General features: G+C 64.9%; 12 protein-coding genes. 4 read left to right on the top strand and 8 right to left on the bottom strand.

Annotated elements, in window-relative coordinates:
* Positions 1 to 118: 118 nt before the first annotated feature.
* The gene (locus JGU72_RS03490) at positions 119 to 1,579 is read right to left on the bottom strand and encodes an MDR family MFS transporter (protein ID WP_199682327.1); all 1,461 of its coding nucleotides are present in this window, start codon (positions 1,577 to 1,579) and stop codon (positions 119 to 121) included.
* Between the two features lie 180 nt (positions 1,580 to 1,759).
* On the opposite strand from JGU72_RS03490, the gene JGU72_RS03495 reads away from it, so the two are divergent.
* Positions 1,760 to 2,356 (top strand): class I SAM-dependent methyltransferase, encoded by a 597-nt coding sequence (locus JGU72_RS03495; RefSeq protein ID WP_199682328.1) that lies wholly within the window; start codon positions 1,760 to 1,762, stop codon positions 2,354 to 2,356.
* 6 nt (positions 2,357 to 2,362) lie between these two features.
* Here the strand turns inward: JGU72_RS03495 and JGU72_RS03500 are convergent, their stop codons facing one another.
* The 4 genes from JGU72_RS03500 to JGU72_RS03515 form a co-directional block, all read right to left on the bottom strand.
* On the bottom strand, positions 2,363 to 2,878 hold the full coding sequence (locus JGU72_RS03500; RefSeq protein WP_199682329.1) for a hypothetical protein: 516 nt from the start codon (positions 2,876 to 2,878) through the stop codon (positions 2,363 to 2,365).
* A gap of 39 nt (positions 2,879 to 2,917) precedes the next feature.
* On the bottom strand, positions 2,918 to 3,439 hold the full coding sequence (locus tag JGU72_RS03505; RefSeq protein ID WP_199682330.1) for a hypothetical protein: 522 nt from the start codon (positions 3,437 to 3,439) through the stop codon (positions 2,918 to 2,920).
* Positions 3,440 to 3,532: 93 nt separating this feature from the next.
* Positions 3,533 to 4,321 carry an alpha/beta fold hydrolase gene (locus tag JGU72_RS03510; RefSeq protein ID WP_199682331.1) on the bottom strand — a complete coding sequence of 263 codons (789 nt, stop codon included), beginning with the start codon at positions 4,319 to 4,321 and terminating at the stop codon, positions 3,533 to 3,535.
* A gap of 100 nt (positions 4,322 to 4,421) precedes the next feature.
* Positions 4,422 to 6,188, bottom strand: a complete 1,767-nt coding sequence (locus JGU72_RS03515) for a GNAT family N-acetyltransferase (RefSeq protein WP_199682332.1) — start codon at positions 6,186 to 6,188, stop codon at positions 4,422 to 4,424.
* 55 nt (positions 6,189 to 6,243) lie between these two features.
* Between JGU72_RS03515 and JGU72_RS03520 the strand changes: the two genes are divergently transcribed.
* Positions 6,244 to 7,023, top strand: coding sequence for an alpha/beta fold hydrolase (locus tag JGU72_RS03520; protein WP_199682333.1), 780 nt, complete (start codon positions 6,244 to 6,246; stop codon positions 7,021 to 7,023).
* A 4-nt stretch (positions 7,024 to 7,027) separates the two neighbouring features.
* On the opposite strand, the gene ychF is transcribed toward JGU72_RS03520, so the two are convergent.
* Both ychF and JGU72_RS03530 read right to left on the bottom strand, forming a co-directional pair.
* Positions 7,028 to 8,113 carry a redox-regulated ATPase YchF gene (ychF, locus tag JGU72_RS03525; RefSeq protein ID WP_199682334.1) on the bottom strand — a complete coding sequence of 362 codons (1,086 nt, stop codon included), beginning with the start codon at positions 8,111 to 8,113 and terminating at the stop codon, positions 7,028 to 7,030.
* A 37-nt stretch (positions 8,114 to 8,150) separates the two neighbouring features.
* Positions 8,151 to 8,750, bottom strand: coding sequence for a cysteine hydrolase family protein (locus JGU72_RS03530; RefSeq protein ID WP_199682335.1), 600 nt, complete (start codon positions 8,748 to 8,750; stop codon positions 8,151 to 8,153).
* 42 nt (positions 8,751 to 8,792) lie between these two features.
* Between JGU72_RS03530 and JGU72_RS03535 the strand changes: the two genes are divergently transcribed.
* Positions 8,793 to 9,560 carry a class I SAM-dependent methyltransferase gene (locus tag JGU72_RS03535; protein ID WP_199682336.1) on the top strand — a complete coding sequence of 256 codons (768 nt, stop codon included), beginning with the start codon at positions 8,793 to 8,795 and terminating at the stop codon, positions 9,558 to 9,560.
* Here JGU72_RS03535 and JGU72_RS03540 read toward each other — a convergent pair.
* Complete coding sequence (locus JGU72_RS03540; RefSeq protein WP_199682337.1) at positions 9,551 to 10,927, bottom strand: WS/DGAT/MGAT family O-acyltransferase; 1,377 nt, start codon at positions 10,925 to 10,927, stop codon at positions 9,551 to 9,553. The two genes, JGU72_RS03535 and JGU72_RS03540, sit on opposite strands and share 10 nt — an antisense overlap.
* 171 nt (positions 10,928 to 11,098) lie before the next feature.
* Here JGU72_RS03540 and JGU72_RS03545 point away from each other — a divergent pair, with 171 nt between their 5' ends.
* A complete protein-coding gene (locus JGU72_RS03545) occupies positions 11,099 to 12,400 on the top strand; it encodes an acetyl-CoA C-acyltransferase (protein WP_199682338.1) in 1,302 nt (433 codons plus the stop codon).
* Positions 12,401 to 12,516: the final 116 nt, after the last annotated feature.

The raw sequence follows: 12,516 nt of genomic DNA on the forward strand, positions 1-12,516 counted from the left end.
TGGACCACTCCTGAATGTGCTCGAACAGGACGCCTTCGTCCTGAAACGAGCGTACGCACGAAAACCGGACTCATTGCCGGTTTTCGTGCGTATTGCCTATATCGAGACCTGCACTCGCCTAGTGCATGCTGACCGCTGCACCCTCGCGCTTGGCCGGGAGCAGCAGGGAGAGCAGTACGACGATCAGACCGCAGACCGCGCCGGCGATGAACGCCCATTGCAGCCCGCCCACGAACGCAGCGTCAGGCGGGGAACCTTGCTCCGCCAGCGCGCTGGACCGGTTCTCCAGGATCACGACCAGCGCAGCGGTACCGACCGCGCCCGCGACCTGTTGCAACGTGCCGAGCAGCGAGCTGCCGTGCGAGTAGAGGTCCGGTGTGAGGTCGCCGAGGCCGAGGGTGAAGACCGGCGTGAAGATCGCCGCCAGGCTCACCATCAGGATCACGTGGACCGCCAGGATCAGCGCGTACGGGGTATCCGCCTCGATCTGGCTGAATGCGCCGAGCGCCAAGCTCATGACGATTGCGCCCGGGATGACCAGAATCCGCGCGCCCTTCAGGTCGTAGATACGGCCCACGCGCGGACCGAGCACGCCCATCGCGATACCACCGGGCATGACCAGCAGACCGGTCTGCACAGCGGACAGACCACGCAGGTCCTGGAGGTAGAGCGGGAGCAAGATCATCGAGCCGAGGAACGCCATGAACGCGACCGCCATCAGCACCAACGTGACTGCATAGTTGCGGTGCTTGAGCGTACGAAGATCCATCAGCGGGCTTCCCGAGGACTGCAGACGCAGCTGGTATGCGACAAACGCCGCAACCAGAACCACACCGATGCCGATGATCGCGCTCAGCTGGCCACCGCTGCGGGCACCGATCTCGCTGAGACCGAAAACCAGAGCAGCGAACCCGAAACCGGCCAACGCGACACTGAGCCACGACACCGGGCCGACCTTCGTCTCCCCCACGTTCTTCAGGTGCCGCAAGCCGAACGCCGTCATGCCGGCCGCGACCGGCAGCACGAACGCGAAGATCAAACGCCACGAACCGAGTTGCAGGATGAGTCCCGAGATCGCGGGGCCGAGTGCCGGCGCCACCGAAATGGCCAGCGTGACGTTGCCCATCACTCGTCCGCGGTCCGCCTCGGGAACGACCTGCATCAACGTGGTCATCAGCAGCGGCATCATCACCGCAGTTCCGGCGGCCTGAATTCCGCGGCCGGCCAGGAGCACTCCGAACGTCGGGGCCAGTCCCGCCAGCAAGGTACCCGCGCCGAACACCACCATCGCAACCGTGAACGCGGTGCGGGTCGTGACGCGCTGCAGGAACCAACCTGTGATCGGGATGACCGCGGCCATCGTGAGCATGAAGACCGAAGACAGCCACTGCGCGGTGCGAGCCGTGACGTCGAAATCGACCATCAGCCTCGGCATCGCGTTGATCATGATCGTCTCGTTCAGGATCACGACGAACGTCGCGCCCACGAGCAGCTTGATGATCAACGGCGTTTTGCCGGTCGCAGCCTGGCTGGATTCGCCTGAGTCAGGAACTTCGACTACGTCGGTAGCGACAGTCATGAGACCCCCTAAATCGGTGTTGCGGAAGCCCCTGTGACCACCCGCTTATAGATACGTCGAACGCGGTGCCCCCAATTCGACACGACCCGCGTCTAAAAATCGAACGATTTTCGAGCGCGCCGAGGGGTACCAACCGCGCGGGCGCCGTTCGTATTCCCGCGCTCTCCTACAATCCGAGTGATGGGTGACACCACGATCCGACGCAGTTACACCGAAATTGCCGACCTTTACATTCGGCTGTTCGGTGACGTGAGCAGTGTCGATCCCGACGACCTCCGGTTCCTGGAGCGCAATTTCGGCGGCTGCGGTGGGGTCGTGCTCGACGTCGGTTGCGGGCCCGGTCACCTCACCGCATTCCTGGTAGACCTCGGTGTCACTGCCCACGGCATCGACCTGGTACCTGCGTTCATCGATTACGCGCGCGCGAATCGGCCCGAGATCACATACGAGGTCGGATCGATGAGCACACTCGACGTTCCCGACGGATCAGTATCGGGAATCCTCGCCTGGTACTCGCTGATTCACTGCGAACCGACCGAACTATCTGCGGTGCTCGCCGAGTTCCGCAGGATGCTGTCGCAGGGCGGCATGCTGGTCGTCGGCTTCTTCGAGGGCGAAGGCTCCTTCGCCCACAAGGTGACTACCGCCTACCGCTGGCAGGTCGACGAAATGTCGGCGACGTTGCACGTTGCCGGCTTTGCCGAGGCAGACCGCCTGCACCGGCCCGCGACCGACACGACGCGCCCGCACGCTGCACTCGCCGCTCGGGCGAAATAGCAACGGTCAGCCAGGCAAATCCGCCGGACTGATCGGCGCGTCGGGATCCAAAGTCGAGTTTCCTGGCTCCGGCGCAAATGCGACGCAGTTGAGCGGACGAAGGGACTCCCAATACGAACCGGATGCCGGGGCAGCGCCGGACAGCAACTCCGTGCCGTGTCGCACGATTCCATCGTCGCCGACGATGCCCGAGAAGACCCAGACGTTGTCCGGCTTGTTGTTCCACTTGATCCTGAAATTGATGACGTGACGGTTGATCTCGCCACTGATAATCGTCCCGTCGACAATGCCGCCGTCGTCGAATTTGACGCGCGCCGAACCGCCCGGCACCAGGCCCGTCGAGGTGAAAGTAACCGTCCAGGGGAAGTCGATGCCGTCGCCTCTGGCGATGAACTCCCCGTCGAAGGCGTACTGGGTACAGTTTGCGCTGGGTGGCGCGGCCTGCGCGGACGGTGTGACGGCGAGCACGGAGAACGCGGCCAACGCCGTCGCGGCCATGCACAGCCGGCTTGCTAGTGACATCGAAAATCCCTTCGGGCGTGAGGTTTTCCAAACGGGTGTTCATCGCGGCACGTCCGCTGGACTGATCGGAGCGTCGGGATCCAACGTCGTCCCCGGCTCCGGGGCGGTCGATGCGATGCAGTCGAGCGGCCGCTCGGAGTACCACAGCGCCTCGTAGCCGCCTTCGGTCTGCCGCCTTTCGTCGCCCCGGTAGACGAGGCCGTCGTCACCGACAAAGCCCAGAAAGCGCCAGTAATTGTTGGGCTTGTCCTTCCACTTGATCGTGAACTCGACTTGGCGGCCACTGATCGCTCCGCCGGTCACGGTGCCGTCGACGAAGCCGCCGTCAGCGAATTTCACCCGAGCCGGACCGCTGGGGAATTGGCCCGTGGAACTGAACGTGACTTCCCATTCGGTGGGGCTCCACCCTGACGGGTAGCCCTGCACCCGGAACTCGCCGTTGAAGGCGTATTGCGTGCACGCGGAACTCGGTGGCGCGGCCTGCGCTGGTGTCGCAACAGCGAGCATCGCCAAGGGAGCAATCGCCGCCACAGCTGCGGAAATCCAATATCTGACTGACATACCTAGAGAATCCGGCAGCGCGTCGGGCGCAAACAGTCGGCAGAGGGTTGGAAACACGCCACCCTCGACCTGCGAGCGCCTGCGCTCAACTGGTCAGGCGGAGACGATCGCGTCGACCCATGTGTCTGGCTGGTCGATGTGCAAGAAGTGCGCGGCGCCGGCCAGGGATATCAACCGCGCCCGCGGTAGCAGACGTAGGACGAACGCATCGATCGCACGAAATGCCGGGTCGCTGAGGTCGCCCTCGATCACCGTCACCGGGCAGGTGATCGAGCGAATCGCCGCTCGCGAGGGATACGGCAGGATCAGCTGATCCATCTCCCGCACGGTGCTCGCGGCGTGTCCGGTCATCTGGTCTCGCCACTCTTGCGGCAAACGGTCGTACGCGTTGCCGCCCGTCGTGTGGCTACTCGCCCACCGGTACATCGTCTGCGCCGCCGCTACCGTGTCGCGCCGCAGGTATCGCCGGGCCCAGGACTGGGCTTGCATCATGAGCGTCCCGAGTCTCGGGTGGGTCGCCACGTGCACAGCGGGCTCGGCCAGGAAGAGTTCGGTAACAGATTCCGGAAACGTCGCGGCAAGATCCAGTGCGATCACCCCGCCGGCACTCCAGCCGACGACGGCGGCGGGCGATGCCTCGAGCGCAACGAGCAGCGCGGCCGCGTCCACGGCGTGGTCGGCGATCCTAGCTCGTGGCTCTGTGGACGAACTGCCGAATCCCCTTCTGTCGTAGGCGATCACACGATAGGAACGGGCGAGCCTCTCGATTACCGGAGTCCAGAGATCGATACATGCACCGGTGCCGAGCATCAGGAGAAGGGGTGGCCCACTTCCTCGCTCCTCGTAATAGAGCTCGACTCCGTTTGCCTTCACGGTCGCCATCAGTGGGCCTTTCCAGCAGTACCGAGGAGGATGGGCTGCGCCTCAGGATCCCACGCCGATGGCCTACGAAGGCAAACTCCGCAACATCTGACTGCTCTGCCTATATCCCCCGTTTGAGCCCGACGTGGGCGGAGCGATAACCGAGGCGGGTGTAGAAGACGCGTGCACGTTCGCGGGCTTCATCCGTGGTCACCTGCGCGAGCTGTGCCCCACGTGCGCGCCCGTAGTCGTGCGCCCACTCGAGCATCGCGGTGCCGAGTCCTTTGGAACGTTCCGCGGCCGCGACTCGCAGCCCCTCGACCTGCAACCGGACCGAACCACCCCGGGAAAGTCCTGGAATGACGGTCAATTGCATCGTGGCAACGACGCGATCGGCACCGTTGCGGACAACCCCCAAATAGTTGGCACTGTCGCGAGCGACCACGTCGTAGGCAGCCTCGTATCGCTCGAGCTCTGCGCTCTCGCGATCCTGGCCGAACTGGTCGTCGGACAGCAGAGCAGCGATTGCCCCGACGTCATCGCGACTGGCGCGTTCCAGCCTGAAGGTCCGGCCTCCCACTCGCAGCAGTCCCCGAACCGAGGAGCGCGCCAGTGCCTGCAGACGAGCGACCAGCAGGTCGAGCCATGCGCCGACGTTGGCTCGCGCCTCATCCGTATCGGGATAACGACACCGCAGGTGCAGACCGGACTCGTCGAGAATGAACCACAGCATGACGCCGTCGGTGTGGATGGTTGCGCTTACGTATTGTGCGTCGAGCCCGACGGAATCGATCCGCACCGGCAGTCTCCGCAGGTCCAACCAGGAGATCGCGAACATGCCGGGAGCCACGGGCATACCGCCCCATGGCGCAAGCACGTCGGCGAGCGGCCACGAGCCAAGCTGCACAGCCTCTTTGACCGCGGCTGCCGCCGCGCGCGGTTCTGCAACCGCCGACTCGAGGACCGCGTTGGTGATGAACCAGCCGACCGAGTCATGCCAGTTGTCGTCGAAGCGGCTGTGCACGGGAAATACGGCTCGCAGCGGGGTTCCCGCCAACTCACGGGTCACCGCAGTCATTGCAACAACGGCGAGTGCGAGCGTCGAGACGCCGTCGTCACGGGCCTGCGCAGCAAACGCGGCACCGTCGTCGAGATCGAACACATCGCGCACTTCCACCCGCTCACGCTGGGGCTCGGGTGCGCCGAGGGACAGCGGAAACCGCGGCATCACGCCGCCGCTGTCCGAGATGATGTCAGCCCATCGGTGGCGCACGTGGTCCGGCGCCGCAGGCCGTTCCAGCAACGTTTGCGTGTGTTCGACGAACGCCGGCACACGGCCCGGCAACGGCTTACCGCCCGACCGTCCAGCGGTCAGCACGGAAAGCAGATCGCGCGCGATCACGAGCATCGACCACATATCGACGTGGGCGTGGTCAGCCCCGATCAACACCGTAAGTCCGGCGGCAGTCTCCAGTACGCACAGTCGGTGTGAGGGTTGCTGGTGTGGCGCACACGCGGCATCCAGAACGTCCCGCACCGCGTCGTTGACGGCTTGCCCAGGAGCTATCCGATGCTCGACCCACGCTCCCGGACCGACGTCGAGTTCGCGGAGTTCCGGTTCGCCATCCGCGCCGACCAGGAACGCCGTTCGCAGCGTGCCGTGCCGGGCGATCACAGCCAGCCAGGCATCAGCAAGCGACTCACGCCGAATGGATTGGGGCAGGCGGAAGGACAACGCCATCCAGGAACCGGGCCGCTCGCCCGCACCCACGTGGGCTCGCTGGTCGAAGGACACCGCTAGTCGCCGGTCCAGGACCGACGCAGTGACGTCGTAACCCCAAAGTCGCCCGAACGGCAGGCGCAGGTGCGTGACGTTGGTCAGCCGCATGGCAGTACCCTAGCGCCCCGGTTAACCTGATTGCTCCATCGAAACAAGGAGCCTGATGCCGACTTTCGAGGTTCCCGGAGCCGAACTCGCGGTCAGTCTGAGCGACGAAGGCGGACATCCGGTCGTGCAACTGCACGGCCTCACGTCGAGCCGAGCACGCGATCGGGTCCTCAACCTCGACCTCGGTCGTGGGCTCAGCGGAACTCGACTGCTGCGGTACGACGCACGCGGCCACGGTCGGTCGACGGGACGGAAGGTCCCCGAGGACTACCAGTGGCAGAACCTCGCCGACGACCTCCTGCGACTGCTCGATCGCTGGTTCCCGGGCGAACGGGTCCACGGCGTCGGTCCGTCGATGGGTACCGCGACGCTCTTGCACGCCGCTGCCCGCGAGCCGGACCGGTTTACCGGGCTGACGCTGATGGTCCCGCCCACCGTGTGGGAGACGCGGGCCGCACAAGCGACGAACTACCGACTTGCCGCGGCTCTCATCGAATCCGACGGCGTGGACGCGTTTCTCGCCACCGCGGGCGGAGCAATACCGCCGCCCGCAACGGTCGGTGCGCCCGAAACAGTGCCCGACGTCCCCGACGCCCTATTGCCGTCGTTGTTCCGCGGAGCCGCACTCAGCGACCTGCCCGCGCGCGACGCCGTCGCGCGAATCGACGTGCCGACGACAATCTTGGCGTGGGTCGACGACGCGAGTCACCCGCTGTCGACCGCGGAATCTCTTGCTGACTTGATCCCGCAAGCAACGCTGACCGTCGCCCACACCCCGGAAGACGTACAAATCTGGCCCAAGATCCTGAGCGAGGACGTCGCCCGCCGGGGCTGACCGACTACTTGCTGACGTTGAACCGGAATTCCACGACGTCCCCGTCGTGCATGACGTACTCCTTGCCCTCCATGCGCACCTTGCCGGCAGCTTTGGCTTTGGCCATGGATCCGGCTTCGACGAGGTCGTCGAAGGCCACGATTTCGGCCTTGATGAAGCCCTTTTCGAAGTCGGTGTGGATAACGCCCGCGGCCTTCGGTGCGGTGTCGCCCTGGTGAATCGTCCACGCGCGCGACTCTTTCGGGCCCGCGGTGAGGTAGGTCTGCAGTCCGAGGGTGTGGAAGCCCGCGCGGGCGAGGGCATGCAGCCCGGGCTCGAGCTGGCCGATCGATTCCAGCAACTCCGCTGCCGACTCGGCGTCGAGTTCGAGCAGTTCGGCCTCGACCTTCGCATCCAGGAACACCGAATCCGCAGGCGCGACCGATGCCTTCAATTCGGCAACCTTGGCCTCGTCCGTCAGGATCGACTCGTCGGCGTTGAAGACATAGAGGAACGGCTTGGACGTCAGCATCGAAAGCTCGCGCAGGTGCTCGTGGTCGAGCTTGTCCCGCGCTGAATAGAGCGTGCGGCCTTCGTTCAGAACGGTCTGCGCGGCAAGCGCGGCGTCGAGGAACGGCTTGCGATCCTTCTTGATCTTGGCTTCTTTTTCCAGTCGCGGGATCGCCTTTTCGAGCGTCTGCATGTCCGCGATCATCAGCTCGGTTTCGATCACCTCGATGTCGGACGCCGGATCGACACGACCGTCGACGTGGACCACGTCGTCGTCGGCGAACACCCGAACCACCTGGCAGATCGCATCGGCCTCACGAATGTTCGCGAGGAACTTGTTGCCGAGACCGGCACCTTCCGACGCGCCCTTCACGATCCCGGCGATGTCGACGAAGGACACCACGGCGGGCACGATCTTCTCGGATCCGAACACCTCGGCGAGCTTGTTCAGCCGCGGGTCGGGCAGCGGAACGACACCGACGTTGGGCTCGATCGTCGCGAACGGGTAGTTCGCGGCAAGCACGTCGTTGTTGGTCAGCGCATTGAACAGGGTGGACTTGCCGACGTTGGGCAGTCCGACGATTCCGAGGGTAAGGCTCACGGTATCGGGATTCTACGGGCTCATGCCCCGCACTCCCCTATCCGAGCAGCGCGACCGCCTCGACGGCGGTCAGGCAACCGGCAGTCGCGAGCCCGAGATTCGCGAGCGACGCTGCGTGAATCTCCTCGGCGGCGGCGGCCACGCAGTCGCTGATCGTGTAGGCCTCCAAGCCCAGTTCGGTCGCGTGCCTGGCCGTTTGCTCAACAGTCAGGTTGGTAGCGACGCCCGTCAGGAAGAGTGTGTCGATACCGCGCTGTGCGAGGTGCTCTGCCACATTGCTCCCCGCGAGGCCCGAAAGCTTCTGATTGTCGATGACCTCGTCCGCCTGCTCACGCATCGGCGCGATCAGTTGCGCACCCGCGGCGTCAGGCCGGAAAGACTCTTGCGCTTCGCCTACGGCGCGCATGAAACCGGTGTTGCGGACCAACGCGCCTTCACCCTCCGGCACGGTGAATCGGGTGAAGATGACGGGCACTCCGCTCGCGCGCGCCACGGTGTGAAACTGCACGGCCCGGTCGACCACACCGCTCGCTGCGACAGGCTCGGCAAGCATCGGACCGAAGAAGCCCAGTGGCTCGATCACGTTCACTTGCCAGTGCAATGCGAGGACGGCGACGCGTCTGGGATCGATTGTCATGACTTCGATCTTGCCGTGCCCGCCTCGCGCATACTAGGAAGCATGGCCGACTGGGACGGGGCAGGATATGCCCACATCAGCGCACTGCAGCGCACGATGGCGGAGTATTCGCTTGCGGCCGTCAGTGTTCGGGGTGACGAGCGAGTCCTCGACATCGGCTGCGGCGACGGTTACGTCACGCGCCTGATTGCCGATCGGCTGCCGCAGGGGTCGGTACTCGGAGTAGATCCGTCGCCGCGAATGATCGATACGGCCGTCCAGGCAAACGAACAGTCAAACGTGACGTTTCGGGTCGGTGACGTCACGACGATGACCTTCGCGCAGGAATTCGACCTCGCCGTGTCCTTCAACGCCCTGCACTGGGTGCATGAGCAAGAGACGGCGTACCGGAACATCGCGGACGCGCTCGTGCCCGGTGGTCGCGTCCTGGTCCAGTTCGTGTGCGCTGGCGATCGGCCGAGCGTCGAGCAGGTGGCGATGTACGTGACGAACGATCCTCGATGGATCGCCACATTTGCCGACTTCGCGCCACCGTTCATCCACATACAACCTGATTCACTACCGGCCATCGCAGCCGAGGCGGGCTTGGTGGTCACCGATTCGGAGGTCGTCGACCGCGAGTGGGACTTCGGTTCTCGCGAAGCGTTCGCGGAGTGGTGCACGGTCGGGTTCGCCGACTGGACCGCGCGGCTCGGCCCGGACGTCACCGACTTCGTCGATGCCGTCGTCGACCGCTACGAAGCGGTCGTGGGCCGGCCGGGACTGTTCCGCTTCTTCCAGCTTCGCGCCGAGTTGACCACTCAGAGGTAGGCCTTCTCGAGATCGGCCAGGCCGGTCTCGAGATGGGTCAGGATGTGCTGCAGATGCGGGATGCTGCGCCGGTCGCCGATGACACCGAAATCGAGGGTCCCCGCGGTGTTGGTCAACGTGATGTTGAGTGCCTGACCTTCGGTGACGACCGAAACCGGATACAGGCCGTCGAGTCGAGCGCCGTTCCAGTACATCTGCTCGCGGGGTCCGGGCACGTTCGAGATGATGACGTTGAACGACTGCCGCATGAACGTCAGCACGCCGGGCACGCGTGCGGCGAGCAGTGGCGCTGCGGCGGTCCCCGAATAGGCAAGGCCCGCAAGCGAGCTGACCGAACCGAACAATTCCTTGCCGCCGCTCATAGATGCATGCACGACTTCCAACCGGTCCCGCGCGTCGGCTTGGTCGGTGCCGAGTTTGCAAATGATCGCGCCGACGGCATTACCTGCGGCATCCTCGTTGTCGGCCGTTCGGGTCGAAATCGGAACCATGGCCGACAACGACGCATCGGGTAGCGCATTGTGCTCGAGAAGGTAGCTGCGAAGCGCGCCCGAACACATTGCCACGACTACGTCGTTCACGCTCACCTCCGCAGCTTTGCGGACCGCGATGACACGATCGATATCCCATGACTGCGCGGCGAACCGGCGCGCCCCGCCGATCGGCACGTTGAACATCGTCTTCGGCGCAGCGAACGGCGGTTCGAGGTCGGTGTCGCCGTAGGCACGTCGCAGCATGCGAACCGAATCCGGCACCAGACCGGCGAGATCGGTGACGACCTTGCCGCCGGTCCGCAGAATCGACTGGAGGTCACGCTCTTGCTTCGGCGGGCGCGGCCGCTTCTTCGCGTTCGGCAGGCTCTGCCACGGCGCCACACAGTCGTCGGCGTTGGGATCGGTCGAGAGTCTGCGTTTGAACAGTCGCAGGGCACTCACACCGTCGACGAGTGCGTGGTGGACTTTGAAGTAGATCGCCACGCGACCGTCGGCGAGCCCTTCGATGATGTGACACTCCCACAGCGGGCGGTGGCGGTCGAGAAGCGTTCCGTGCCAACGCGACACGACTGCCAACAGCTCGCGAATGCGGCCCGGGGACGGCATCGCGACGCGCCGAACGTGGTACTCCCAGTCGATCTCGTCGTCCTGCACCCACGCAAGCGAGCCGACATTCCCCAACGGCGCCGCAGGTCGTTTCAGGAAGGTCGGGTGGATGTCGTCCGTCGCGATCATGCGTTTGTAGACCTGATGCGCATAGTCGGGATCGGCGCCCTCCGGCGGTTCCAGCAACAACAAGGCACCCACGTGCATCGGATGCTCTCGCGACTCAGCGATAAGGAACATCGCGTCCAACGGATCCATAAGTTCCACAGGTGGACCTCCATCTGCCAGCAGCATCGTCGGACCAGCACGTCGACTGGACGGCCCCTGCCGATCGTACTGCGATGTGGGTACCCCGCACTGGACGAACTCATCGCGGCTTACCGTGTGCGCTACGATCGCCACTGACTACACCCGTATTCAAGACTGATCGAGGATCGCATGACCAACGCAGCCAGCAACCGCCGTCGCGCCGTGATCGTCTCGGGCGCCCGAACACCTTTCCTGCGGGCCTTCACCGATTTCACCCGGCTCGACACCATCGCATTGGCAGGAGCGGCGACGCGCGGTTTGCTCGAGCGCACGGGTATTTCGCCGGCCGAGATCGAGGCCATCGTCTGGGGCGGCGTCGTGCTGCCGAGCGGTGCACCCAACATCGCCCGCGAGGTCGCGCTCGACCTGAAGCTGCCCTTCGGCGTCGAAGGCCACACCGTCACCCGTGCCTGCGCGTCCGGGTTGCAGGCCGTGACGACCGCGGCGGCGGCGATCGAACGCGGTGAGTACGACGTGATGATTGCCGGCGGCAGCGACTCGACCAGCAACGCCGAGATCAAGCTGCCGCAGAAGGTCGTGCATGCGATGGCGCCGATCGCACTCGGCAAACCGAAGGCGAAGGACTACCTGACGGCCGCACGCCAGCTCGCACCGTTCGTCGACCTCCTGCCCCGGCAGCCGAAGATCGCCGAGCGGACGACCGGCGAAGTGATGGGTGAGTCTGCCGAGAAGATGGCGAAGATCTGGGGCGTCACGCGCGCGGACCAGGACGAGTTCGCAGCCCGCTCGCATCACCGCGCGGCGGCGGCAATCGCGTCGGGACGATTCGACGACGAGGTCGTCGCTGTAGACGCGCCCGGCGGAAAGCGAATCAGCAAGGACGGATTGGTCCGCGGGAACACGAGCGTCGAAAAGTTGGCGACGTTGCGGCCCGTATTCGCCGAGAACGGCACAGTCACGGCCGGCAACGCGAGCCCGCTGACCGACGGAGCGTCCGCGGTACTGCTCATGAGCGAAGAGAAAGCGCTCGCGCTCGGCTTCACACCGCTCGCTGCGTTCCGGTCGTGGAGCTACGTCAGCGTCGACCCTGCCGACCAGGTTCTGATCGGGCCCGCGATCTCGATGCCGCGCGCGCTCGACAAAGCTGGGCTCACGCTTGCCGACGTCGACCTCGTCGACATTCACGAAGCCTTTGCGGCACAGACTCTTTCAGTACTTGCAGCCCTGTCGAGCCACGAGTGGGCGAAGACGCGTCTGGACCGCGACGAGGCGGTCGGCGCGGTCGACATCGACAAGTTGAACGTGCACGGCGGCTCGGTATCGCTGGGTCACCCGTTCGGTGCGACCGGCGCGCGCATGGTGACGACGATGGCGAACGAGTTGCACCGCACCGGTAAGGAAACGGCGCTGCTCGGCATCTGCGCCGCGGGCGGAATCGGCGCCTCGGCAGTGCTCGAGCGAGTCGGCTGACCCGCAAAGATTACAGATTCCTTGTGTTGCATCCATTGTGTTGCGTGCGGGCCGAACAGGTTCAGACTTAGAGTGACTCCCGCATCCACTCAGGAGTAGCTCCAACAAGGAGGGGC

The organism is Antrihabitans auranticaus (assembly GCF_016481275.1).
Taxonomy (GTDB): Bacteria; Actinomycetota; Actinomycetes; order Mycobacteriales; family Mycobacteriaceae; genus Antrihabitans.

What these genes read in the sequence shown, in the direction of transcription:
- JGU72_RS03495 (WP_199682328.1), top strand. Translation starts at nt 1,760, where the DNA reads ATGGGTGACACCACGATCCGACGCAGTTACACCGAAATTGCCGACCTT.
- JGU72_RS03500 (WP_199682329.1), bottom strand. Translation starts at nt 2,878, where the DNA reads ATGTCACTAGCAAGCCGGCTGTGCATGGCCGCGACGGCGTTGGCCGCG.
- JGU72_RS03505 (WP_199682330.1), bottom strand. Translation starts at nt 3,439, where the DNA reads ATGTCAGTCAGATATTGGATTTCCGCAGCTGTGGCGGCGATTGCTCCC.
- JGU72_RS03535 (WP_199682336.1), top strand. Translation starts at nt 8,793, where the DNA reads ATGGCCGACTGGGACGGGGCAGGATATGCCCACATCAGCGCACTGCAG.
- JGU72_RS03545 (WP_199682338.1), top strand. Translation starts at nt 11,099, where the DNA reads ATGACCAACGCAGCCAGCAACCGCCGTCGCGCCGTGATCGTCTCGGGC.
- JGU72_RS03530 (WP_199682335.1), bottom strand. Translation starts at nt 8,750, where the DNA reads ATGACAATCGATCCCAGACGCGTCGCCGTCCTCGCATTGCACTGGCAA.
- JGU72_RS03515 (WP_199682332.1), bottom strand. Translation starts at nt 6,188, where the DNA reads ATGCGGCTGACCAACGTCACGCACCTGCGCCTGCCGTTCGGGCGACTT.
- JGU72_RS03510 (WP_199682331.1), bottom strand. Translation starts at nt 4,321, where the DNA reads ATGGCGACCGTGAAGGCAAACGGAGTCGAGCTCTATTACGAGGAGCGA.
- JGU72_RS03520 (WP_199682333.1), top strand. Translation starts at nt 6,244, where the DNA reads ATGCCGACTTTCGAGGTTCCCGGAGCCGAACTCGCGGTCAGTCTGAGC.
- JGU72_RS03490 (WP_199682327.1), bottom strand. Translation starts at nt 1,579, where the DNA reads ATGACTGTCGCTACCGACGTAGTCGAAGTTCCTGACTCAGGCGAATCC.